Origin of the sequence: Flavobacterium artemisiae, assembly GCF_042678225.1 — a bacterium.
Lineage (GTDB): Bacteria > Bacteroidota > Bacteroidia > Flavobacteriales > Flavobacteriaceae > Flavobacterium > Flavobacterium artemisiae.
The window spans coordinates 1-24,276 of record NZ_JBHUDZ010000003.1; the positions used below are offsets into that span (position 1 = coordinate 1).

19 protein-coding genes are annotated in these 24,276 nt (G+C 34.6%); 10 read left to right on the plus strand and 9 right to left on the minus strand.

The annotated features are described in order from the left end of the window. The 7 genes from ACFSC2_RS04200 to ACFSC2_RS04230 form a co-directional block, all read left to right on the plus strand. Window positions 1–4,726, plus strand: a 4,726-nt coding sequence (locus ACFSC2_RS04200; RefSeq protein ID WP_379818566.1) for a T9SS type B sorting domain-containing protein, incomplete at its 5' end; no start/stop codon positions are given. Between the two features lie 43 nt (window positions 4,727–4,769). Beyond that, window positions 4,770–5,735, plus strand: coding sequence for a PorP/SprF family type IX secretion system membrane protein (locus ACFSC2_RS04205; protein WP_379817682.1), 966 nt, complete (start codon window positions 4,770–4,772; stop codon window positions 5,733–5,735). A 157-nt stretch (window positions 5,736–5,892) separates the two neighbouring features. Continuing rightward, on the plus strand, window positions 5,893–7,080 hold the full coding sequence (locus ACFSC2_RS04210) for a phosphoglycerate kinase (RefSeq protein ID WP_379817680.1): 1,188 nt from the start codon (window positions 5,893–5,895) through the stop codon (window positions 7,078–7,080). Window positions 7,081–7,190: 110 nt separating this feature from the next. Then, on the plus strand, window positions 7,191–9,026 hold the full coding sequence (locus ACFSC2_RS04215; RefSeq protein WP_379817678.1) for a lytic transglycosylase: 1,836 nt from the start codon (window positions 7,191–7,193) through the stop codon (window positions 9,024–9,026). Between the two features lie 47 nt (window positions 9,027–9,073). Next, window positions 9,074–10,042, plus strand: coding sequence for a DUF4837 family protein (locus tag ACFSC2_RS04220; RefSeq protein ID WP_379817676.1), 969 nt, complete (start codon window positions 9,074–9,076; stop codon window positions 10,040–10,042). A 136-nt stretch (window positions 10,043–10,178) separates the two neighbouring features. Then, the gene (locus tag ACFSC2_RS04225) at window positions 10,179–10,823 is read left to right on the plus strand and encodes a DUF1579 domain-containing protein (RefSeq protein ID WP_379817674.1); all 645 of its coding nucleotides are present in this window, start codon (window positions 10,179–10,181) and stop codon (window positions 10,821–10,823) included. A gap of 183 nt (window positions 10,824–11,006) precedes the next feature. Then, complete coding sequence (locus ACFSC2_RS04230; protein WP_379817672.1) at window positions 11,007–11,453, plus strand: GNAT family N-acetyltransferase; 447 nt, start codon at window positions 11,007–11,009, stop codon at window positions 11,451–11,453. A 76-nt stretch (window positions 11,454–11,529) separates the two neighbouring features. Here ACFSC2_RS04230 and ACFSC2_RS04235 read toward each other — a convergent pair whose 3' ends face one another. The 4 genes from ACFSC2_RS04235 to rnpA all read right to left on the minus strand — a co-directional run bounded on the left by ACFSC2_RS04235 (window position 11,530) and on the right by rnpA (window position 15,306). After that, window positions 11,530–12,333, minus strand: a complete 804-nt coding sequence (locus ACFSC2_RS04235) for an OmpA family protein (protein WP_379817670.1) — start codon at window positions 12,331–12,333, stop codon at window positions 11,530–11,532. A gap of 3 nt (window positions 12,334–12,336) precedes the next feature. Then, a complete protein-coding gene (locus ACFSC2_RS04240; RefSeq protein ID WP_379817668.1) occupies window positions 12,337–13,974 on the minus strand; it encodes a S41 family peptidase in 1,638 nt (545 codons plus the stop codon). Window positions 13,975–13,976: 2 nt separating this feature from the next. After that, a complete protein-coding gene (locus ACFSC2_RS04245; RefSeq protein ID WP_379817666.1) occupies window positions 13,977–14,831 on the minus strand; it encodes a DUF4349 domain-containing protein in 855 nt (284 codons plus the stop codon). A 70-nt stretch (window positions 14,832–14,901) separates the two neighbouring features. Beyond that, window positions 14,902–15,306 (minus strand): ribonuclease P protein component, encoded by a 405-nt coding sequence (rnpA, locus tag ACFSC2_RS04250; protein ID WP_379817664.1) that lies wholly within the window; start codon window positions 15,304–15,306, stop codon window positions 14,902–14,904. A 125-nt stretch (window positions 15,307–15,431) separates the two neighbouring features. Between rnpA and ACFSC2_RS04255 the strand changes: the two genes are divergently transcribed. The 3 genes from ACFSC2_RS04255 (at window position 15,432) to ACFSC2_RS04265 (ending at window position 18,028) form a co-directional block, all read left to right on the plus strand. After that, on the plus strand, window positions 15,432–16,178 hold the full coding sequence (locus ACFSC2_RS04255; RefSeq protein WP_379817662.1) for a lysophospholipid acyltransferase family protein: 747 nt from the start codon (window positions 15,432–15,434) through the stop codon (window positions 16,176–16,178). A 45-nt stretch (window positions 16,179–16,223) separates the two neighbouring features. Next, a complete protein-coding gene (locus ACFSC2_RS04260; protein WP_379817660.1) occupies window positions 16,224–17,216 on the plus strand; it encodes an acyl-ACP desaturase in 993 nt (330 codons plus the stop codon). Window positions 17,217–17,383: 167 nt separating this feature from the next. Beyond that, window positions 17,384–18,028, plus strand: coding sequence for an HD domain-containing protein (locus ACFSC2_RS04265; RefSeq protein WP_379817658.1), 645 nt, complete (start codon window positions 17,384–17,386; stop codon window positions 18,026–18,028). A gap of 365 nt (window positions 18,029–18,393) precedes the next feature. Here the strand turns inward: ACFSC2_RS04265 and ACFSC2_RS04270 are convergent, their stop codons facing one another. The 5 genes from ACFSC2_RS04270 to ACFSC2_RS04290 form a co-directional block, all read right to left on the minus strand. After that, window positions 18,394–18,804, minus strand: a complete 411-nt coding sequence (locus ACFSC2_RS04270) for a BrxA/BrxB family bacilliredoxin (protein ID WP_379817656.1) — start codon at window positions 18,802–18,804, stop codon at window positions 18,394–18,396. Between the two features lie 333 nt (window positions 18,805–19,137). Continuing rightward, a complete protein-coding gene (locus tag ACFSC2_RS04275) occupies window positions 19,138–20,307 on the minus strand; it encodes a lycopene cyclase family protein (protein WP_379817654.1) in 1,170 nt (389 codons plus the stop codon). Between the two features lie 17 nt (window positions 20,308–20,324). Then, window positions 20,325–20,789, minus strand: a complete 465-nt coding sequence (locus ACFSC2_RS04280) for a thioredoxin family protein (RefSeq protein ID WP_379817652.1) — start codon at window positions 20,787–20,789, stop codon at window positions 20,325–20,327. Window positions 20,790–20,878: 89 nt separating this feature from the next. Further along, on the minus strand, window positions 20,879–23,128 hold the full coding sequence (locus ACFSC2_RS04285) for a TonB-dependent receptor (protein WP_379817650.1): 2,250 nt from the start codon (window positions 23,126–23,128) through the stop codon (window positions 20,879–20,881). A gap of 235 nt (window positions 23,129–23,363) precedes the next feature. Next, on the minus strand, window positions 23,364–24,272 hold the full coding sequence (locus ACFSC2_RS04290; protein ID WP_379817648.1) for an NAD(P)/FAD-dependent oxidoreductase: 909 nt from the start codon (window positions 24,270–24,272) through the stop codon (window positions 23,364–23,366). Window positions 24,273–24,276: the final 4 nt, after the last annotated feature.

Consider the following 24,276-nt stretch of genomic DNA (forward strand, 5'->3'; position numbering starts at 1 on the left):
CAGTTTCAATGGAGGAACAGACTACAATGATACTAACACATACACCACTTTAACAGCAGGAACAGTTACTGCCTATGTTAGAGATGCTAACGGATGTGTTATTGCAGTGCCGGTATCTATTAATATTCCAGCGTTAGATCCGCCAGTAATTAACACTGTTACAGGAACACCAATTTATTGTGCTCCAGCGGCAAGTACTACTAGTACAGTTACCGTGACAGTTTCTAATGGAGTTGGAACATTACACTATGAAATACTTTCTCCTGCAAGCGCAGTAGGAAATGTAACAGGTGCTTCTAACGGTATATTTACAGGTTTAACAGCTGGTACTTACATTTTCCAAGTAACAGATGCAAACGGATGTACAGATAAAGCTACTCATACAGTAGAGCCATTAGTAAACATTACAATTGCAGGTCAATTGGTAAATGACGTGATCTGTAATGGTGAATCAAATGGATCTGTGAAATTTGATGTGGATAACTTTAGTGGTGCTTATACAGCGACATTAATTGGAGGTCCAACAACAGGAACACTTACTCAAACAGGAAAAGTTGTTACTTTAACTAATTTACCTGTTGGAAATTATACGGTTGAAGTGGTAGATAATACAACACAGTGCAGAACTTCTGCTTCTGTATTAGTTGGTCAGCCAGACATATTAACTTTAACTCAAGCAACAAATGTAAATGCAAATTGTAATACAGGTGCCAAAGTGAGCGTAACAGCTGGTGGCGGAACTCCAAATTATATGTATGCATTTATGCCAGGAACTGCAACTCCAGCATCTACGGATTATTCAAACAGTAATAGTGCTGTATTGAATCCTGCGACAAATACAAACTGGAGAGCATATGTGATCGATTCTAAAGGTTGTGAAACATTTATTCCAATTACAATCGGAACAGATCCAATGCCATCAGCAGTAACTGCAACGGTAGCAAGTCAGTGTCCAACTACAGCAGGTGAATACACATTCACAGTAACAGTAGGAACTGGTGTAGGACCTTATGAATACAGCATTGGAAACGGTTTCCAATCCAGCCCAACGTTTACAGTAAATGCTGCAGGAACTTACGATGTAACAGTGAGAGATGCTAATGCATGTACAGTAACAGTACCAGCGGTAGTTACAATTTCTCCAGCATTACAGCTTGAGGCACTAGTAACAGCATTACCAAGTTGTACATTAAACAATGGTGTAATTAGAGCTACTGCAACAGGCGGTTCAGGAAATTATAGTTATACTCTTAATGGAGGTATACCTTCTACAACGACACCAGCAACATTTATTGGTGTTATGCCAGGTACACACATTGTTCGTGTAATAGATCTTGTTACGAACTGTCCATTTGATGTAAAAGTAGAGATTGCACCAGCAACACCAATTACAGGATTTGAAGTAACGGGAACTCCGGTTTCTTGTAGAGGTGGTTCAGACGGAAATATTACAGCAACTCTTGCGCCGAATGCGCCAGGAGTAAATGACAATCCTGTTTACACTTATACATTATTTGGTACATCAGCTACTGGGGTGGCGGTAAATAGACCAGCTCAGACAAATAATGTATTTGCTAATCTTGAGGCGGGAGATTATACAGTAAGAGTGACTTCAGGTAGAGGTTGTGTTGTTTCGAAAGATTGGAGAATTATCAATCCTTCAGCAATTATTGTAGGAACTCCAGTTATCGCTCAATACAGTTGTGCTTCTGGGACTAATACTTCTAGATATGCGACAATCACTGTTAACACAGTTACAGGTGGTTCTGGAAACTTTGTTACTTATGAGTTCTTTAAAAATGGTATTTCAGTTCAAAAAGGTGCTGAAAATGTATATACTGAATCTGACTATACAGGTGGTACTTATACCATCAATGTATACGACGATAAAGGATGTATGGGTTCTTCAACAGGAACTATCAGAATTGATCCATTTATCAGTTTAGATGCTGTGAATGTGACGGTAAATGCACCAATGACTTGTATCTCTAATGAAGATATTACAGTTACGGTAACAAGTACAGGTGGAACTCCAGTTCTTTTAAATTATAACATCGCTGGAACTGACGGTAATACATACAACCAATCTAATACAAGTGGAGTATTCACTGGATTAACAATTGGAAACTATGTAATTACAGTTACAAATCCTGCGACAGGATGTTCTATTCAGAAGATACATTACGTAAACAATGCGAATACTTTTGAAATTAAAGCAGTAGCAGTAAACGGAAAAATCTGTTTCGGTACAGCTGACGGAATTGTTGATCTTACTTTTGTTGACAACCAATTAGATCCAACAGACGACGCAGGAATATTTAATTATATAGTTACTGGTCCGGTGCCAAGCAATGGAACATCAACAAATGCTGGTCCTGTGAGATTAACAGGTTTAACAGCAGGTCAGTATACAGTTCAAGCTACATTAGTAGGAAGACCATATTGTACAGTTACAAATATGTTCTCGATCGAACAGCCAAATGCTGCATTAGCATTGACACTTAATAAATCGAACATCACTTGCGTGGCTGGAAACAATGACGGTGAAATCACTGCAACTGCAACAGGTGGATGGTTAGGTACTTATCAGTATCAATTAATGAACGGAACTACTATTGTTGTAGATTACTCTACGCAATCGACATTCACTGGATTGACAGCAGGTACTTACACAGTAAATGTTAAAGACGGTAAAGATTGTTCTGTAAGCGCAAGCGAAACGTTGGTTATTCCAGCTCCAATTGTAATTAACGCAACGGCAAACGCTACAATGTTAACGTGTTTTGGAGATAAGAATGGTGTAATTACGGTAGCACCGCCGACAGGAGGTCAAGGAAGTAATTACATGTATACTTTGAATATTTTATCTGCTAACCCAGTTATTGTTTCAGGTCCTCAGTCTGATCCTGTTTTCAGCGGATTAGGTGTCGGAACATACAGTGTAACAGTAACAGACGGATATAGCTGTAGTGCAACTTCAGCAAGTATTACGATTACGCAGCCAACAGAGGTAATTCCAAGTTTAGTAATTGAAACTTCTAAAACTTGTTTAACAGATGCAACACTTACATTAAGTGCAGTAGGAGGAACCGCTCCTTACACTTATAGTACAGATGCTAATTTTGCAACGACATTAGGTTCGTTTACAACAGATGTTACTTTCGCTGTAGCGGTAGGTAAACACAGTTATTATGTAAGAGATAATTATGGTTGTGTTGGATTTATTTCTAATGAAATTACAATAGATGATTTAGAACCGCTTGATATTGAAGTAGATGTTAAAAACGCTGTTGTAAAATGTACAGGTGAAGCTACTGGAGTTATCGTAGCTGAGGCTAAAGGTGGTTTAGGAAACTATGTTTACTCATTAGAAAATGCAACAGGAACTGTTCTTCAAGGACCACAGGCAAACGGAATTTTTGAGAACTTAGTTATTGGTGACTATGTAGTTAAGGTAATAAGTGGAGATTGTGATACAGCATCTGCGGTAATAACAATCGAAGAACCTGCAGCTGCTTTACAAGCTACATTTACACCAACGAATGTTACTTGTTATGGTCAAAGCAATGGTAAAATTGAAGTAACCGCTATAGGAGGAACAGGAGTAATTAAATATGCAATTTCTCCAAACTTGAATCTGTTTGATACTGATAGAGTGTTTGACAAACTTCCATTCGGAGTTTATACAGTAATTGCTCAAGACGAAAATGGATGTTATGTAATGACAGATGTGACCATTATGCAGCCAACTTCGCCAGTAACTATAGCAGTTACACCGGGATCTATATCAGGTGAGCAGTGCGTAGGTGACTTAAACGGTGAGTTTACAGTTGATCTTGCAGGTGGAACCGCTCCATATTATGTAAGTCTTACTTTTGGTGGTACATATGTAGAAGTAACAGGAACTCAGTACACTTTTGAAAATCTTAAAGGTGGTACATACACAGCTTTCGTTAAAGATGCGAATGGTTGTGATAATGAAGTAGAAATTATTGTTCCTGCTGCAGTAGATGTTCAGCCAGTTGCAACTGTAGTATACGGATGTGAAACAAATACAGTAACTGTAAATGTTAATCCTAACCTAGATGCTAGTCAAGTAATTTATGCATTAGATGATCCGAACGGAACATATCAATTAGAAAATGAATTTAAAGATGTAGCTCCAGGAACTCACGTTATTTATGCGCAATATTCTAATGGATGTACGCAGCCTACAGCAAGTTTTACAATTCAGGCATTTGATAAACTGGATCTGCAGCTTTCTGCTGTACAAGCTGAAATTAATGTGATTTCAGTAACAGGTATCGGAGGTGCTCCTGCATATGAGTATAGTTTTGAGGGTGGTGCATTCTCTACTACTAATACATACAGAATTTATAAAACAGGTATTTACACAGTAACTGTTCGTGACCAAAATGGTTGTGAAGTGACTAAACAATTCCCTGCAACATTCTACGATTTCTGTTTACCAAACTACTTCACACCTGACGGAGACGGACGTGATGATTTAATTGGTCCAGGTTGTGGTGCATTAGCTTACAAAGGCTTAACATTCGATATCTTTGACAGATACGGACGTGTAGTTGCTAAATACCATGTTGGAGAGAAATGGGATGGTAAGTACAACGGTGCAGAATTACCAACAGGTGATTACTGGTATGTTCTTAAACTGAATGATGAAAAAGACAATAGAGAGTTTGTAGGACATTTCACTTTATACAGATAACAAAATTTGAGCCCCAATGATGTTATCTAAAAAAATTATTACAATGAAAAGATTATTTTTATCCCTAGTACTCATGGCTGTAACAACAAGTTACAGCCAAGAGTTAAACCTACCAGTGTTTACCCAATATTTGGCAGACAACCCTTTTATCCTTTCACCCGCTTATGCAGGTATTGGAGATAACTTGAGAATTAGGGCAAATGGTCTTACACAATGGGTCGGAATTAAAGATGCACCGGACAACCAGTCGCTGTATGCCGATTTTAGAATCTTAGACCGTTCAGGTGTTGGTATATCTATTTACAATGATAAAAACGGTTATACCAGACAAACTGGTGCAAAAGTCTCTTTTGCTCATCACTTGATTTTAGATTATCGTACAGAGCAGTATTTATCTTTTGGTATTTCTTATAACTTCAATAGTTTTCAGATTGATGTTGATCAATTTGTGGATCAAAACGGAACTCCACCGCCTTTTACAGATAGACGTTACTCTGCCAACAATAACTTTGACTTAAGTGCATTATACCGTAACAGAGGATTTTATATCAGTTTCAATGCCAACAACGTTTTAAAGAAAAACATTAATATTGAAAGAGTAAACGAGCCGGATTTACTTTCGAATTATCAAGTATTTACAGGATTTACTTTTAAAGATGGAGAAAACAGACGTATCGAATATGAGCCGTCTGTATTTTACCAATACTTTGCAAGTGACCAGCGTTCTACTACCGATTTTAACTTTAAATATCGTAGATACAATCGTTACGAAGATTACTACTGGGTAGGAGTTTCTTATCGTTTCTTAAACGACCAATTTCCAAAACCGCTTTCTATTAGTCCGATGGCTGGTTTCATGAAATCGAAATTCTATTTCGCATACTCGTACCAGATTATGTTCAATGGTCTTTCATCGTACAATTCAGGAACGCATTCCATTACTATTGGATTCGATTTCTTACAGTCTATTAGTAACTGTCCTTGTACACAAAGTCCGATTCGAGATTAGACAACAAATTTTATCATTTTACGAACTAAATTTGTTTATTTTCACAAATTACAACGTTTTCGCTTTTATTGCGGCAATATTTTTAGTTTTTTGAAATTTATACTACTGTAAAAGTTCTATATTTGTTATTCTTTCAAAAAATTAAAAAAATTTAGCAATGAAAACTTTAAACGATTTCGATTTTAAAAATAAAAAGGCAATTATCCGTGTTGATTTCAATGTGCCATTAGATGAAAATTTTAATGTAACAGATACAACACGTATTGAAGCAGCAAAGCCAACAATTGATGCTATTTTAGCTCAAGGCGGAAGCGTAATCTTAATGTCTCATTTAGGACGTCCAAAAGGTGCTGAAGAAAAGTACTCTTTAAAACATATATTAAAAACAGCTTCTGATATTTTAGGAGTTCAAGTAAAATTTGCTGAAAACTGTGTTGGAGAACCAGCACAGTCTGCAGCAAAAGACCTTAAACCAGGTGAAGTTTTACTATTAGAAAATTTACGTTTTCATGCTGAAGAAGAAGCTGGAGATGTAGCTTTCGCTAAAGAATTAGCTTCTCTTGGAGACATCTACGTAAACGATGCATTCGGAACAGCTCACAGAGCACACGCATCGACGACCATTATTGCTCAATTTTTTCCAAACGATAAAACTTTCGGAACATTATTAGCAAAAGAAATTGACAGTTTAAACAAAGTTCTTAAAAACAGCGAAAAACCAGTTACAGCAGTTCTTGGAGGTTCTAAAGTTTCTTCTAAAATCACGGTTATCGAAAATATCTTAGATAAAGTTGATCACATGATTATTGGAGGCGGAATGACATTTACATTCATCAAAGCACAAGGAGGAAAAATCGGTGAGTCGATCTGTGAAGACGATAAATTAGATTTAGCTTTAGAAATTTTAAGATTAGCAAAAGAGAAAAACGTGCAAGTACACATTCCAGTTGATGTTATTGCTGCAGACGATTTCTCTAACAAAGCAAATACACAAGTGGTTGATGTAACAGCTATTCCTGACGGATGGCAAGGTCTTGATGCAGGTCCAAAATCTTTGGAGAATTTCAAGAAAGTAATCTTAGAATCAAAAACTATTCTTTGGAACGGTCCATTAGGAGTTTTTGAAATGGAAACTTTCTCTAAAGGAACAATTGCATTAGGAGATTATATCGCTGAGGCAACTTCAAAAGGAGCATTTTCATTAGTTGGAGGTGGCGATTCAGTTGCAGCTGTAAAACAATTTGGTTTTGAAGACAAAATGAGCTACGTTTCTACTGGTGGCGGGGCTATGCTTGAAATGTTAGAAGGAAAAATTTTACCTGGAATCGCTGCGATTTTAGACTAAAATATCACAATTAACATTTTTTTAATTAGTTTTCTTCGATAAAGAACTTAAGTTTGCAAAAATAACACTTCTATAATCTGCTGATTTATAGAATTTTAAAAAAATGTTATATGATTGTAATGAAAAGATTATCATTAGTGGTTTCGGCTTTTTTTTCAATGACAGCGTTTGCACAAGAAATGGCAAAAACAGAATTGGAAATCAAACCAGTAGTTAAGCTTTCGTATTTAGATTCTATTAAAAGTACATTCAAAACAGACGACTTAGCTTCTAAAGCTGACAGTCTATGGATGAAAGAATTAGTAAGTCTGGATATTTATGATGACTTAACCAAAGACATTCAAACCATCAACAAAGATGTTACCGTTGATGAAGAACTGCCGACAGAATTGCTAAAACAGCGATTGGCAGCAATGAATCAGAAATCACCATTTGAAATCCAATACAATCAAGGATTAGAAAATGTAATAAAGTCATTTCTTAAGAATCGTAAAAAATCGTTTTCTCGATTAATGGCTTTATCAGAATACTACTTTCCAATATTCGAGGAAACATTTGCAAGACAAAATATTCCGTTGGAAATAAAATATTTAGCCGTTGTAGAATCTGCTTTAAACCCTAAAGCAGTTTCTAAAATGGGCGCCACGGGACTTTGGCAGTTTATGTACGGAACCGGAAAACAATACGCTTTAAAAATCGATTCTTATATCGACGAAAGAAGTGACCCTCTTAAAGCTACAGCTGCATGCTCAGATTACATGACCAGAATGTTCAGCGTTTTTAATGACTGGGAATTAGTTTTAGCATCATACAATTCAGGACCAGGAAATGTTACCAAAGCAATTCGTCGTTCGGGAGGAAAAACAGGTTATTGGGATATTCGTAATAATCTTCCAAAAGAAACTCAAGGTTACGTTCCAGCATTTTACGCTACAATGTATCTTTTTGAATACCACAAAGAACACGGCATCAATCCAGATAGAGCTGTCATAAAAAACTTCGAGACAGATACTGTTGCAATCAAAAATCAAATATCATTCAAGCAAATAGCCGATTTGTTAGACATGCCGCAAGCACAGTTACAGCTTTTAAATCCATCTTATAAATTAAATGTCGTTCCGGCATATCATGGCGAACAGAATTTCCTTCGTTTACCAAAAGATAAAATCGCTACATTCGTTTCAAACGAAGATAAAATTTATGCTTACGTGCAGCACGAAGCAATGTTTAAAACAATTCCAACGCGTTTAGCGGCTAAAATTGCTCCAAAAGGAAGACCTGTAAGAGAAGCTAAAGAAACAGCAAAAGATATTCAGTTTTATAAAGTTAAAAAAGGAGATAACTTAGGTGCTATTGCAGATAAGTACAACGTAAATGTTTCTGAATTAAAAAAATGGAACAATCTTAAATCAAATGCAATTGCTTTAGGAAAAACATTAAAAATTAAATCAGACATTGACGCTTCTGCAAAAGTGGTAAAAGAGCCTAAATCTATACCAGTAATGGAGAAAAATACAGAAGAAGCATTGGCATCTGCAGAAGATAAAGACAAAGTTTCTGTACAAACTGTTGAGTACACTGTTGCTGCCGGAGACAATTTAGGAAGCATTGCTAAAAAATTCGGTACGACTATTGCTGACTTAAAAGAATTAAATAATCTAGCTTCAAACAACATTGGTTTAGGAAAGACTTTGGTGGTTTCTAAAATAGTTACAGAAATCGAAGAACCTGCTTCAACAGCGATAGCTTCAAATTCTGTAGATTCATTCAAGAAAAAATCAGCTTCAGCAAAAAGTTTAAGCGAAGATTATTACGTTAAAAAAGGAGATTCTTTATACAGTATTTCAAAAAAATATCCTGGAGTAACTATTTCAGATATTAAAAAATGGAACGGAATTAAAGATGAAGATATTAAACCGGGAATGAAACTTAAAATAAACGGATAAAAGAAAAATCTTATTTAAATTTGGGTTTTATTTCATAAATTAAAAAAATGAATAAAACCCATTTTTTATTGCTTATACTTTCGTTGTTTTTTGTTTCTTGTTTTAAAAACGATAAACAGTCCGAACCCGTTTCTGGAAAAACCAATACAATCTCGATCATTATTGACGATCAGTTGTGGTATGGAGAAGTGGGCGACAGTATTCGAAATAAATTTGCTTCGCCGGTTCTTGGTCTCACACAGGAAGAACCGATTTTTACAATCAATCAATATCCCGCTCGATTACTAGAAGGCTTTGTTACAGACAGCCGAAGTATCATTGTAGTCAAAAAAACAGCATCGGATAAATTTGAAATCCTTCACAGCAAAGCATTACCTCATAATACATTTCGAATTTATGGCAAATCTGTAGATGATATTATCTGTAGTATCGAATTGAATTCGACTCAGATCATCAAAATGATTCGAGATGCTGAAATTCAAAAAATTCAGCAGGATAACAGTAAATCCTTATTGAATCCAGCTGTTATTAAAAATAAATTCCATGTTGATCTTCAGATTCCGACAGGTTATGAATATATGCTTCATAAAAAGAATTTTATTTGGCTGAAAAAAGATATTATCAGCGGAAATACGAGTCTTTTAATTTATCAAATTCCATTGAGAAGTTTTAAAATGAAAAATGATGTAGTCGGAAGTATCATCAAAATGCGTGATTCAGTCGGAAAATACATTAAAGGCCGAGAACCAAATACCCGCATGATTACTGGAGAAGCATATGCACCTTATTTTTCTAATATAACTTTGGACGGAAAAAAAGCTTTTGAAACAAAAGGAACTTGGGAATTAAAGAATGATTTTATGGCTGGTCCTTTCGTTAATTATGCTATTGTTGACCCAAAATACAATCGACTTCTCGTAATTGAAGGATTCTGTTATTCGCCCTCAAATCAAGAAAGAGATTTAATGCTGGACTTAGAAGCAATTATCAAATCAGTCAAAATTGATAAAAGATAAAAAGGTTTTGTTTCAGGTTTCAAGTTTCAAAGTTAACGTGGCGCAAAAACGTGAAACCTGAAACTTGAACCCCAAAAACAAACAGTATTGTTTTTTTTTGTAATTTTATTTGTAACAAACATAAAAACAAATAGTTATGAAAGAATTAACGACAATCTTCACAATAATTAGTATGTGTTTTATTTCATGTAAAAAAGAAGTAAAAACAGAAGTTGTAACCACAAACGACACCATTGATACAGTAAAGACAGCAGAACCAGTTGTTGAAGAACCAGTAGATTCTGCAGCACAAGTAAAAGCTTGGCAAGCTTATGCAACACCAGGAAGTGAACATAAATTAATGGCAGATGAAGTGGGAACATGGAACTGCGATATGACGTTTTGGGACGGACCAGACGGAAAACCTGAAAAAGCAAGTTCTGTTGCAGATATTAAAATGATTCTCGGAGGACGTTACCAAGAAGCAAATTATAAAGGAAATATAATGGGCGGGCCTTTTGAAGGAAAAAGCACAGTAGCTTTTAATAACGCCAGTAAAGAATTTACAACTACTTTTATTGACAATATGGGAACCGGAATGATGGTTGCTGTGGGTAAATATAATGAAGGATCAAAAAGTATAGAGTACAAAGGCGAAGTCGTAAATCCGGTTAACGGGAAAAAAGCACCATACAGAGAAGTTTACACGATAGTAGATCCAAAGACACGTAAAATGGAAATGTTCGATGTAAAAAATGGTTCCGAATATAAAAGCATGGAAATTGTGATGACGAAAAAATAGTTTTTTGAAAATCCAAAAGAGACAAAGGCGTAAAGTTTTATTTCAAATTACTATGAAATTTAACTTTGCGCCTTTGCGCTAAAAGTAACTAACGACTTCTATGCAAAAGTATTTATATCAAAAACTTTAAAAAAATAATATAACTTCGCGCCTTTGTGCCTTCGCGGCAAAAACAAAAGAATAATGGAATTAAAATGGAAAATAAAGCCTTTTGAGGCATTAACTGTTCAAGAGTTATATGATTTGCTCCAACTAAGAAGTGAAATCTTTGTAGTAGAGCAAAATTGCGTTTATTTGGATCTTGACGGCAAAGACAAGAAAGCATTACACCTAATAGGAGAATTGAATGGTAAAATTGTTGCCTATTCCCGTTTATTTGATGCTGGAATTTCATTCGATAATGCATCAATAGGCAGAGTAGTGGTTGATGCCAATTACAGAGATAGAAAATTTGGACACGATTTAATGCGAGAAGCTATAGCAGAAATAAAATCTAATTTCGGAAAAGATAAAATAACTATCGGAGCACAATTGTATTTAAAGAAATTCTACGAAAGCCACGGTTTTGTACAAACTAGCGAAATGTATCTAGAAGATGATATTCCGCATATTGAGATGGTAAAAGAATAATCAAAAGTTAGTAGAACTAGTCAGTGAGAAAAACTTAGAATCTTAGCAACTCAGCATCCTAGAAACTTAAAAAAAACTAAACCTGAGTAATCACAAACTCCACCCGCCGATCATAATTATCTCCCTTTCCCAAAGGATATTTATTGCCGCATCCTAGATAAGTCATGCGGCTTTTGGACACTTTTTTGGCCATTAAATAATGAAAAACTGTTTTGGCTCGATTCCAAGAAAGCCTTCTTTCTTTTGTATCTCTGTCAATTCCGTCGGCATAAATTTCTGGAGTACAGCAGACATGTCCGCGGATTTCAAACTTTAAATTTCGATGGTTTTGAAGAATAACCGCAACTTTATCTAAAACCCTTTTAGAATTATGAGTCAGTCGCGCACTTCCAATATCAAATAAAATGGATTCTAAAAATACTTTGTCGCCAACTTTGAGATTGTCTTTGAATGAAGTTTGAATGTCTTTTCCAAAACTATTCTTTTTAACCACAATCAAGTCAACCCGCCGATTTCTTAGACGTGTTTCATAAAGATTTTCGACCGTATCGGGTTTGATTACCACACGTCCTTTTCCTTCCAGAATAATTATTTTACTCTGATTAAAACCGCAGTTTAATAAAAGACTCTGAATTGTATTGGCTCGATTGTTCGATAATCTAAAATTGTAGTCGTCATTACCGCGATCATCACAATAACCGTAAATCTGAATAGATTCTACTCTTGCCGTGTCTATATTTTTCACAAAATGGGTTACTACATTTATTTGTTTTGATGTCAAATCATATTTGTCAAACTCAAAATAAATGGTTTCAACAGGTTTTTGCTGCGCCGATACTGTGTAAAAATTGAATGGAAGTAAGGCAAAAGTTAGTTTCATTCACTACATTTTTAAAATCGTTTTATATTCTGTTTGATTATTTAATACACTCACTGCTCTCTTAATTTCAGAATTGTTTTTGATATAATATTGATACAAACCTTCCTGGTATTGATATCTTTTAATCAATTCTTCTAAAATCATGTTTTTGATTTCCTTCTGATTTTTATCCAATAAAGTAGTTTCGCTTTTTTCTAAAGCAGCTAATAATTGCTGATATTCTGGAGCAATTGTCTCGTCGATTTTTTCATTTTTAGCCGCAGCTAAAGTGTTTTTCAAAGCCACTTCGGTTTCAGTGTCAAATGTAATTTTGTTTGCTTTTAAATATTGTTTGAAAGCCGTATAATCTGCATCTGTAATGGTTGGGATCTTATCACCCAAATTTGGATTTTTGTAATAGTAAGTCGTTGCATAATCAAAAACACCATCATTTTTAATTAATGCCGTCGCGATAGCGCTTGTTTTAGCTTCTTCCAATTCAATATCCGGCAAAACACCGCCACCATCATAAACCGTTCTTCCTTTTCTGGTTTTAAAAGCATTAAAGTTTTTCGAATCCGTTTTTTGAGCTATGCCATTTTTATCCTTGTGCGCGTAATCCAAAGCTTGAATACATCTTCCTGACGGAGTATAATATCTGGAAATCGTAACTTTTAATTGAGTTCCGTACGTAAGATCAACAGAACGCTGCACAAGACCTTTTCCAAAACTTCTGCTTCCTAAAACTACTGCACGATCTAAATCCTGCAAAGCACCCGAAACAATTTCAGAAGCCGAAGCACTTCTTCCATTAACTAAAATCGCAAGCGGAATTTGAGTGTCAACTGGTTCTTTCTGAGTTTTATAAGTGTTATTGTGTTTTTCAATTCTAGATTTAGTCGTTACAATTACTTCATTCTTCGGAACAAATAAATTACAGATATCGATCGCTTCGTTTAATAAACCTCCAGGATTTCCTCTCAAATCCAAAACGATTTGTTTCGCTCCGTCCGCTTTTAATTTTTCAAGAGCTTCTTTTACTTCATTAGAAGCTTTTCTGCTAAAGTGCGCCAAAACGATATATCCTGTTTTATCATCAATTTTTCCGTAAAAAGGTACCGATTTGATGTCTACTTCATCCAAAACCAAAACAGTTGTATTGACTTTTCCTTGACGAAGATATTTGATGTTGATTTTAGTGTTTTTTGTTCCTTTCAATAAAGACGAAGCATCATCTTTAAAATCGGCGATTAAAATATCTCCAATCTGAATAATTTCGTCACCCGCTTTTAAGCCTGCTTTATCTGCCGGATAATTTTTATAAGGTTCACGAACAATCAAGCGGTCTTTCTTTCTAGAAATCAAAGCACCAATTCCAGTGTACTCTCCCGTATTGTTGATTTTAAAATTGACAACATCCTGTTCGTTAAAATAAACCGTATACGGATCCAGACTTCCCAACATGCTTTTTATAGCCTTGTCCATCAAATCTCCAGGATTGGTGTCGTCTACATAATTGGTATTTACAGCTTTGAATAAGGTTGTAAAAATTTCGATCTGTTTGGCAATTTCAAAGAAATCTTCTTTAAAACTGGTTCCAACAAACAACATTCCCGCCGCAGCGACTGGTATAATAAATTTCTTTTTGAAATACGGATACATGATTATTCTTTTTTTCTTCTTTTTAATCTTTTTCTAATAAAATAGGCAAATACAGCAAATAAAATGACAAACGGCCAAGCACTTAGTAGTGAAAGCAATAAATCGGATAAAGTATAGAATCCTGATTCAATGGCACTCCAAAGTTTGGAACCGTAAGATATTTTGACACCTTCTTTTTCGGCAATTGTTTTGTAAAATTCTATGGTAATTGTACTTTCAGAAACTCGGCTTTCCAGATATTTCAGCTGGCCTTCTTTGGCTTCGATTTCTTCGCGTATCGTTGAAATTTGCTCTTCAATTTCCAAAATCTCACTGACTTTGTTCGCTTTCTTTAAAATTTCCAGATAACGTTCTTCGAGTTTTTTCTTTGTTTTTAATCGAGAAGTCAGATCAATATATTCTTCTGTAACATCTTGGGCGGATATATTTTTGACTTCAAAATAAGAAACGCCTTTTGAAACATCATTTATAAAACGATCAAAATTCTGACTTGGTACTTTTACAGTAAGATTTCTAAAAAGAGTTGCAAAATCTTTTCCTTCAGAATCATTAATAATTCTTGCTCTACTATTTGAAACAGCTTTTTGAATTTGGCTGAATGAATTTTCTAAATTATCAGTTTCAAATTTTAATGTTGCTTCTTTTATGATTTTTTGTTCAATTTGCTGACCTGTTTTTTGAGGTGGAGGCGGAGGTGGTGCATCGTTCGGACTTGCTTTTTTATCATAAGCAACATTTTCACTTTTTGGCGGAAGCTTCACTGTCGCTATATCATAATTTTCTTCTGCCGAAGCCGAAGATTTACTACATCCAGAAAGAATTAAAACCAAAACCGATAAAAAGAAAAGTCGACGCATAAAATTTCAATTTAGAGCTAAAACTACGATTTTTTTGCCTAACTTGATGGATAATCTTGCTTTTTGGAACTTATGCTTCTGTTTTTGTTTCAGATTCTTGGGATTTGTTTATTTGAAGTGAAAATTTTTCAAACAACTGAATCATTTTAGTATTGATTTCGTCATAAGATAATCGGTCTTTGGTCTGATAAAAAAGCATTATGGAATACGGCTGATCTAGATTGTCTAAAAGCAAATGCTTATTTAATCGATACGTTTCTCGTAAAACTCTTTTGAAGTAATTTCGATCAACGGCTTTCTTGAAATATTTCTTTGAAACTGAAACGCCAATTTTGGTTTGTTCTTCTGAATTTGCTTCCGCTTGACGGTAAACCAAACGAAGCGGATATTTAGATACCGATTTTCCTTCAGAAAATAATAATCCGATGGTCGTTTTGCTTTTTAATCGCTCGTTTTTAGGGTATGTAAAGTTCATTTCGTTCAGAAAATAATTGCAAATTCTTGTACAAAGGTACAATTAAAGAAGAAAAACGGTTATTGTTTTCAATTTTAATAAGTCTAAAAATATATTTACTACTTTTGCGCATTAATTTTTGAAGCATGGAAAAAATTATTTCTTATCCCATATCGGTAATTTATTATTTATTATTTGGTTTGTGTTTGGCTGTTTTTCATCCAATTCAGTGGATTTGTTTAAATGTATTTGGTTACCAGGCTCACAAAAAAAGTGTTGATTATCTAAATTTCTGCCTTTTAACCTGTACAAGGCTTGTTGGAACTAGATACACAATCGAAAATGTAGATACTATTCCGAAAGGAGCTCCAATCATTTTTGTTGCCAATCACCAAAGTATGTATGATATCGTTACAATGATTTGGTATTTTAGACGTTTTCATTGTAAATTTGTAAGTAAGAAGGAATTAGGAAGCGGAATTCCAAGTGTTTCGTATAATTTGAAACACGGAGGATCTGTCTTAATTGACCGAAAAGACCCTAAACAAGCGATACCAGTTATCAAGGGCTTGTCTGAATATATCGAAAAAAACAAAAGATCTGCCGTTATTTTCCCAGAAGGGACAAGAAGTAAAACGGGTGTACCTAAAGAATTTGCGCAAAGCGGTTTAAAAATTTTATGCAAATATGCGCCTTCTGCGTATGTTGTGCCTGTAAGTATTAACAATTCTTGGAAAATGGTAAAGTTTGGTTTTTTTCCTGTTGGTTTAGGAAATCACTTAAGATTTACAGCTCACAAAGCTTTGGCTGTAAAAGACTATAAGTTTGAAGAGTTGATGGAGATTGCTGAAAAAGCAGTTAAAGAAGGAATAAATGAGTATAAACAGGTTTAAGTTTTAGTCCGAGCTAAAACGTAAAACCCAAATTTAAAATAAGTAATGTCTATAAAAAACATTAGATTAGAAGTAATGCAGTTTTTGGAAAAAAACGTGGATAGCTTCGTTGAACAGTATTTAATTCCGGTGGAAAAAATTTGGCAGCCGACAGATTTCTTACCTAATTCGCAAGGAGAAAATTTCTTTGAAGAGGTAAAAGAATTACGCGAAATTGCTAAAGAACTTCCATACGATTTCTGGGTTACGCTTGTTGGTGATACAATTACCGAAGAAGCTTTGCCTACATATGAGTCTTGGTTAATGGATGTAGAAGGTGTTGACCAAGTAGAAAATGGTGGAAACGGTTGGTCTAAATGGATCCGTCAATGGACCGGAGAAGAAAACCGTCACGGAGATCTTTTGAATAAATACTTGTATTTGTCTGGTCGTGTGAATATGCGTGAAATCGAAATGACAACACAGCACTTGATCAACGACGGTTTTGATATTGGAACTGGAACTGACCCGTACAAAAACTTTGTATACACTAGTTTTCAGGAATTAGCAACTTATGTTTCGCATAACAGAGTATCACAGATTGCAAAGAAATTTGGTGATAACAAGTTGTCTAAAATGTGTAAAATGATTGCAGGGGACGAAATGCGTCACCATCATGCATACAGCGAATTTGTAACCAGAATTTTCCAAGTAGATCCTAGCGAAATGATGTTGGCGTTTCAATACATGATGAAACAAAAAATCGTTATGCCGGCGCACTTCTTGAGAGAATCTGGGCAAAAAATCAGTACAGCTTTTGAACAATTCTCAGATTCTGCACAGCGTATCGGTGTTTACACTGCTTCAGATTATGTAGATATCATGCAGAAATTAATCAACAAATGGGAAATTGACAAAATTTCGAATTTGACTGACGAAGCAGAAAAAGCACGTGATTACTTAATGAAACTGCCAGCGCGTATGGCAAAAATTTCTGAAAGAATTGTAATTCCACAAGAATCTCACATCTTTAAATGGGTTGAACCAGCGAGACTTTAGAAATTTTAGATTTTAGAATGCAGATTTCAGACTTTGAAATTTAAGATTTTCACAAAAGCAACTTTGTTGCTTTAATATGAAATTAAAATATATTTGTTGATTGTTGAAGTTTTTAAATCTTTGACAATCAACATTTTTTATAATGTAATTTGAAGCTTTATATGAATATGGAACTAATTAATAAAACGATTGTTTTTGTAAAAGAAAAATTAAATGATGCCGAAGGCGGACATGATTGGTTTCATATCGAACGTGTTTATAAAAATGCGCTTTTAATTGCAAAAGATACAAATTGTGATGAAACTGTTGTGCAATTAGGAGCTTTGCTGCATGATATTGCAGATAGTAAATTTCATAATGGTGACGAAACAATTGGCCCAAAAACGGCTAGAGTATTTTTAGAGGCAGAAAACGTTTCTGAGGAGATAATTGCCCACGTTGTGAATATCATCGAAAATATCTCTTATAAAGGCGGAAATTTCGAAAGAAAGTTCTCTTCGGTCGAATTGGATATTGTGCAAGATGCCGATCGTTTAGATGCAATTGGTGCAATTGGAGTTGCAAGAGCTTTTAATTATGGCGGATTTAAGAACAGAGCTTTATATAATCCGGAAATTGCTCCTGTAACTAATATGACAAAAGAAGAGTATAAAAAGAATAATGCTCCAACAATAAATCATTTCTACGAAAAGCTTTTACTTCTAAAAGATAAAATGAATACCGAAAAAGGAAAAGAAATCGCTGCAGAAAGACATCGTTTTATGGAAAGTTTTCTAGCACAGTTTTACGCAGAGTGGGAGGGTGTGAAGTAAAAAAGATTAGGAATCATGCGTTTTTTGTAGTTTTAAGAAATCTTTAGATGGAACGCTAAAAAGCTAATAATAAAGGCGCAGATAAATCCAACAGAAAACCATAACAATCTAGTTACTCTATTGTCTCTTATAATTTCAATTTTTTCTAGCTCAGACATAATAAAGGAATTTAAAATTGAGTAAAATTAAATTCTATCATAAAAATGTATTGCCCTGAAAAGTCTTAATTATATCATTATAGGGTAAAACAGAAAAAGCACCTAAAAAGGTGCTTTTCAAAATCTTTGTCTCTTTGTTACTTTGATCCTCTGTCGCTAAATTAAATCTTAGAAACTCAGTATCTCAGCACCTTAGAAGCTTAAAAATTAGCAATACTCGTTAAAAGCATCTTGTAAGTTCTCAGCAATTAATTCAGCTGGACGTCCTTCGATGTGGTGACGCTCTAACATGTGAACCAATTCTCCGTTTTTGAACAAAGCCATAGATGGCGATGATGGAGGAAAAGGAAACATGTGTTGTCTTGCAGCATCAACAGCTTCTTTGTCAACCCCTGCAAAAACAGTGATTAAGTGATCTGGTTTTTTAGCATTATCCAAACTCATTTTTGCTCCCGGACGCGCATTTCTAGCAGCACACCCGCAAACAGAGTTAACAACAACTAAAGTGGTACCTTCAGCTTTGATAGCATTCTCAACAGCCTCAGCACTATGTAAATCTTGAAAACCAGCAGCTGTTAATTCAGCCTCCATTGGTTTTACCATGTCTAGTGGATACATATTCTATGTTTTTAAATTTTACTTTTGAACTGCAAAGTTACAAAGTTTACTCGCAACTAATTAATTTGAAGTATAAAGTTTTGTTATAGTTCGATCGTAATTTACCTTAGTCTCTTTTGATACGGATAAGTTTCATAAACTGTGTTGTCTTCATTGATGGTAAATCCTTTTTTGGTATCTTCTTTTCCTTCATTTATTAAAGCCATAATCTCTTCTTTTGACCTGCCTTTTTTATACCAGCAGATTCCCTTATAAAACTTTGCATCAGAAAATTGTGGATATATTTTTAGTGCTTTATCAAAAATTGAAATTGCCTCGTCTAACTTTTGGAGTTTATATTGAAAGAAAAATCACTCTAAATAACGCTTTTAAAAATGGAATTTTGGGACACTTTAAAATAACTTTAACATCTTCAACAAAGGTGGTTTCTTCATCTAAAAACTTAAAAATCAGTTTCGGATTTCCTTTTTTGAATAAGGAAGAAAAAATCGAACTTCCCAATTCGTTATGACGATAGAGAATATCCAAAAGCAGTAAATCATAAAACCAAAATCGGGTTCTCTTATGAAACGCTGTCATACTAAGCGACTCTGTATTTTCAATAAAATCAACTAATTCGGAAGATTTTTTATCCGAATTTTTAAAAGTATAACCCGTACTTGCTTTTGTCCATCCGCCGGCCGTACCAATATTCAAAACACGATTGGTATTCCTTTTCCAAAAAGGAAAACAAGTCATTGGAATACTTCCTTGTTCTTTTTCAAGTATTTGAAATTGAGATGTTCCTAGTTTTTGAAGATAAAGCTTGATTTCATTTTCATATTCTTCAATTGGAAGCAGTTTTTCTGAAAACAAAGTATATTCTATCAAAGCTTCAGTTTTAGAAGTCGGCAAAACATACATAAACCTTGTATTTCCCTTTTGCTCTACCGAAAAATCCATAAAAGTGGCTTCTTCGGGATTGAAAACTTCTTTTTTCGTTTTTACAAACCAGCCCACAAAATGCTGTTGCAAAACTGGATATTGAGTTTGCCTTTCGGCGAAAGCCTTGGTATAAATGCTGTTGAAGAGAAAATTACAAGTATATCGGTTTTCTTCGGTCCCAACAAAAACATGCGTTTCGAGTTCGTTAATGTCAGTTACTTTTTCATTTAAAAAAGTAATATTGGAATGTTTAGAGATTTCATCAAAAATAAAAGTATAGAAATCTAATCCGTTGATTTTATTGTAGGTATATGGATTTATTTCAAGATTTCGTTTAAAATCTTTATTGGCAAACAAAGCCGAATCCCATTTTTTATAAATAACCGTATCCCAAACTGATTTTTCTTTTTGCCAAAAACACCATGTTCTGTCATTGGTTTTCTTCACATCTTGATCGAGTAGTAAAATGGATTTATCAGTGAATTTTCCAGACAAAATCATTTTGTAAACCGTCATTAAAGATGCCAGACCGGTTCCTGTAAAAATGTAATCGTAATGTGGGATTTGCGAAGAATTCATTCTCAAAAATAGGAATTTTATTCTTTCAGTTTCTCCAAAAGCTGTTTAAAATCCTTTTGGCTGAGATAAAAATTGTATTGAAAAATAATCTCATTCTTTTCATTCAAAACACACAAAACGGGATAAGTGATTTGTTTATTGATCGTTCCCAACTGTAAAGCCAGTTCATGAACGCCGACATTATTTCCCGTTGGTTTGAATTTGAATGTTTGGTTTTGAAAAGTAATATCTCGTTTTTCTTCGGCATTAAAATCAATAAAGTAAAAATCAGAGTTTAGTTTGTCTATAATTTCCTCATTCTTAAAAGTCGTCGCTTTCATTCGCTGGCAAAACTGACACCAATCTGTGTGAATGAAAATGATTGTTTTTCGTTTTTGGATTTGCTGTAAACTGTCTACTTCTTCAAAAGGCCTGCTTTTTAACTGGCAGAATCCCGTTGAAGTTATTCCGAAGAAAAGAATAAGTAAAAATAGTTTTTTCATTTTGTTGCTGTTTTTTTTTTTTGCCACGAATTACACCAATTCACACAAATTAATTAGTGAAATTTGTGTAATTCGTGGCAAAAAAATCTTTACCTAAAAGTATATCGCAATCCCAAAAATCCACGAATAGTTTGGTTCTGCCCATAAACATAAGTGGTATCAAATGTCAATCCGTATGGATTATCTGGTGTTACCAATACTTTTCCAGCCGAATCATATTGTACATTTTTATCAAAAGGATCATTCGTTCTAGAAATCAAAAACGGATTATTTTGTTTAGGAGTAAAGTTCAACAGATTTTTGATTCCGCCGTAAACTTCAAAACCCTTCCAGCCAGAATACGTAAACTGAATGTTCTGAATACTATACCAAGGTGATTTCGGACTTCTCGGATCGGTTTCACTCAGCAATGGCAGATTCATCGGACTATAAACATTTCCTGTATAATCTAAAGATAAATCCCAAGGCTGGATTTTATACGAAATACTCCACGTTCCTGTAAAATTTTCAGTTAAAAAAGGTCTTTCTGAAATTCCGTCTTGAACATTTTTGTTATCTAAAACTGTTGCGCCTACAATGAATTTTAATCCCGACGGAAAATTCAAATCGATATTCGTACTGATTCCCTGGCTTATCGCATAACCATCAATATTGTCGTAAATGATTTTATTTGGATCTGATTCATAATCTGAAATAATTTTATTGCTGAATCTGGTATAAAAAGCAGTTGTTTCGATTCCCATAAAAGTACCGTTTCCGAAATTAATCTTTTGAATGTAATTCAAATTCACATTTACCGATTTCTCTGGATTTAGATTGTTCGCAATTACAACATCTCGTGAACCCGTAAGTGCGGCATGATCTTCTGTAAACAAATTCACGACACGAAATCCAGTTCCCACATTTAAACGGAAAATCGTATTTTCATTGGCTTTAAATCTATAGGCAAATCTTGGAGTGAAAATAGATCCATGAATGGAATTATAATCATATCGCATTCCTAACAAAACCTGACTTTTTGGAGAAAACGTAATTTCGTCCTGAACAAAAATCCCGGGAAGCCAGGTGTTTTCAGCTTCTTGTGTTGCGGGCGTATTATCATCATAGTAGGTATATCGGCTGGCGATTCCGGCTAAAAGATCGTTTCTGCCAATTTTTTTATCCCAAGTCAATTGCAAAAATCCAATTTTCTGATTCGCTATATAAGAAGTTGTTCCATAACGGCTGTCCTGATAATGAACATTTCCAGAAAAAGAAAGTATTAGCTTTTCTTCAAAAGGCAATTGATAACTTCCAATTAATTCTGCTCTTTTGGTATAAATGCTTTCACCGTATATTTCATCTCCGCCACGGTATTTCTTTTCCCAGCGAATGTCTCCGCCCCAACGATCTTCGTACATTCCGCGTGCTGCAATCGTAAAAAGACGATTGTGATTTCTTTGAAAACTCCATTTATTAAAAACCGAAATACGTTCAGAAAGCGTAACATCGGTAAAATTATCGTGGTCTTTATCAATAACCTGATCGTAATTAAAGTAGTTTACACCAATAAGAGATGTTGCTTTTTTGCCGACATTAAACTTCGCACCCAAATCAAGATTGCTTTCAAAATAAGAAGTAGTAAAATAATCCGCAGAAAAAGTCGGCGCATTGGTTGGGTTTTTAGTAATAATATTGATTAAACCGCCGACAGCTTCACTCCCGTAAAGAGACGAAGCGGGACCTTTTACAATTTCAATTCTTTCAACCAAAGAATTCGGAATCCCAGATAATCCGTAAACTGTCGAAAGACTGCTTACAATCGGCATTCCATCAATCATGACCAAAGTGTACGGGCCTTCTAATCCGTTTATGTGAATATCGCCAGTGTTACAGACACCGCAATTCAACTGTGGACGGACTCCGTTTATATTCTGAAGCGCATCATAGATACTCGGCGTTGGGTTTTTCTTGAAAAAGGTTGGAGAGTAAACCTCAACCGGAACCGCACTTTCTAATCGTTTTACAGGTTTTAAAGTTCCAGAAACTACGACTTCGTTTAATTCGTTGTTGTCTTCCTGTAATTCAAAATCAAGATTTAAATTTTCATTTTCTACTGAAATTCTTTGGGTTATAGTTTTGAATCCAGTCGAGGTCACAACGATTTTATAATTTCCTTTCGGAATATTTTCCAATTTATAAAAACCTAAAGAATCGGTTTGTGTTTTAAAGTTAGTATTTAATAAAGAGACTTTAATTTCTTGAATAGTAGGAGTTATTGATTCCACTTTTCCAGAAATGTTTTGTGAGTAAATGTTTTTAGTAATGAGTATTAATATTGTCAAAAATAAATATTTCATTCTTTTAAAATTAAATTTAGACAAATCTAAAAATTAAATTTGACAAATGATTATTCTTAAATGAAATTTTTAAAACATTTCAATTTCAATCCGTTAAAAAAAATGAATTGCGTCTAGCTTTAGCTAGATGAAAATATAAATGATGAGAAAGGGCTTTAGCCAAACCTGTATATTTTGTCTGAAGCCCTTGCCTCATTAAATCTTAATCCCCTAGCTAAAGCTTGGGGCAATTCAATTATAAAAAATCTTCGTCAATCAGTTCTTTGTTAATAACCGCTCCAGCAAAAGATCCCGATGAAACCGCCAATGCTACCGAGCGCATTTGTGTTGTAGCATCGCCACTTCCGAAAATGCCAGGAACGGTTGTTTTCTGCATAAAATCAACTTTCAAATAACCTTGCTCATTTATTTCACATCCTAAATCTTTTGGAAGCGGACAATGCTGCTCAAACGGAATTCTGGCGTAAACTGCTTTTACTTCAACTTTATCTCCATTCTTAAAAACAATATTCGAAACATAACCCTCATTATGTTCGAAAGCATCTATTTCTTCTTCTAAAATTAGAACACCATTTTTCTTCAGGATTTCGGTTTGTTCCAAAGTCAGTTCCGATTTTCCATTGGTACACAATCTTAAATCTTTTGTCCAATTCGAAATCAATTTTGCAAATTCAAATCCCATTTCGCCATTGGCAACAATCGCGGTTTTTTCGTTTTTAACTTCATAGCCATGACAATATGGACAATGTAAAACCGAAATTCCCCAACATGCTGCAAAACCTTTTATTTCGGGTAGAATATCTTTAACTCCCGTTGCAAATAATACTTTTCGAGCTGTAAATACATCTCCAGATTCGGTTGTGATTTCAAAACCTTTTTCTGTTTTGAGCGCTTTTACTGCAAGTCCGTTATAAAATTGAACGGTTTTATAGAATTCTACTTGAAGTTTAGCTTTCGCCGAAATAACAGCGGGCTTTTCACCATCTTGTGTAATAAAATTATGAGAATGCGGTGTCTGTTTGTTACACGGCAGACCGCTGTCAATAATCAAAACCTGACGAAGGGAACGTCCTAAACTCATTCCGGCAGATAATCCGCTGTAGCTTCCGCCAATGATAACCACGTCAAAATTCTTTTGTTCCATAATT

Bases quoted from the DNA above. Each gene is read 5' to 3' on its own strand.
- ACFSC2_RS04205 (WP_379817682.1), top strand. From the start codon at position 4,770: ATGAAAAGATTATTTTTATCCCTAGTACTCATGGCTGTAACAACAAGT.
- ACFSC2_RS04210 (WP_379817680.1), top strand. From the start codon at position 5,893: ATGAAAACTTTAAACGATTTCGATTTTAAAAATAAAAAGGCAATTATC.
- ACFSC2_RS04215 (WP_379817678.1), top strand. From the start codon at position 7,191: ATGATTGTAATGAAAAGATTATCATTAGTGGTTTCGGCTTTTTTTTCA.
- ACFSC2_RS04220 (WP_379817676.1), top strand. From the start codon at position 9,074: ATGAATAAAACCCATTTTTTATTGCTTATACTTTCGTTGTTTTTTGTT.
- ACFSC2_RS04225 (WP_379817674.1), top strand. From the start codon at position 10,179: ATGAAAGAATTAACGACAATCTTCACAATAATTAGTATGTGTTTTATT.
- ACFSC2_RS04230 (WP_379817672.1), top strand. From the start codon at position 11,007: ATGGAATTAAAATGGAAAATAAAGCCTTTTGAGGCATTAACTGTTCAA.
- ACFSC2_RS04235 (WP_379817670.1), bottom strand. From the start codon at position 12,333: ATGAAACTAACTTTTGCCTTACTTCCATTCAATTTTTACACAGTATCG.
- ACFSC2_RS04240 (WP_379817668.1), bottom strand. From the start codon at position 13,974: ATGTATCCGTATTTCAAAAAGAAATTTATTATACCAGTCGCTGCGGCG.
- ACFSC2_RS04245 (WP_379817666.1), bottom strand. From the start codon at position 14,831: ATGCGTCGACTTTTCTTTTTATCGGTTTTGGTTTTAATTCTTTCTGGA.
- rnpA (WP_379817664.1), bottom strand. From the start codon at position 15,306: ATGAACTTTACATACCCTAAAAACGAGCGATTAAAAAGCAAAACGACC.
- ACFSC2_RS04255 (WP_379817662.1), top strand. From the start codon at position 15,432: ATGGAAAAAATTATTTCTTATCCCATATCGGTAATTTATTATTTATTA.
- ACFSC2_RS04260 (WP_379817660.1), top strand. From the start codon at position 16,224: ATGTCTATAAAAAACATTAGATTAGAAGTAATGCAGTTTTTGGAAAAA.
- ACFSC2_RS04265 (WP_379817658.1), top strand. From the start codon at position 17,384: ATGGAACTAATTAATAAAACGATTGTTTTTGTAAAAGAAAAATTAAAT.
- ACFSC2_RS04270 (WP_379817656.1), bottom strand. From the start codon at position 18,804: ATGTATCCACTAGACATGGTAAAACCAATGGAGGCTGAATTAACAGCT.
- ACFSC2_RS04275 (WP_379817654.1), bottom strand. From the start codon at position 20,307: ATGAATTCTTCGCAAATCCCACATTACGATTACATTTTTACAGGAACC.
- ACFSC2_RS04280 (WP_379817652.1), bottom strand. From the start codon at position 20,789: ATGAAAAAACTATTTTTACTTATTCTTTTCTTCGGAATAACTTCAACG.
- ACFSC2_RS04285 (WP_379817650.1), bottom strand. From the start codon at position 23,128: ATGAAATATTTATTTTTGACAATATTAATACTCATTACTAAAAACATT.
- ACFSC2_RS04290 (WP_379817648.1), bottom strand. From the start codon at position 24,272: ATGGAACAAAAGAATTTTGACGTGGTTATCATTGGCGGAAGCTACAGC.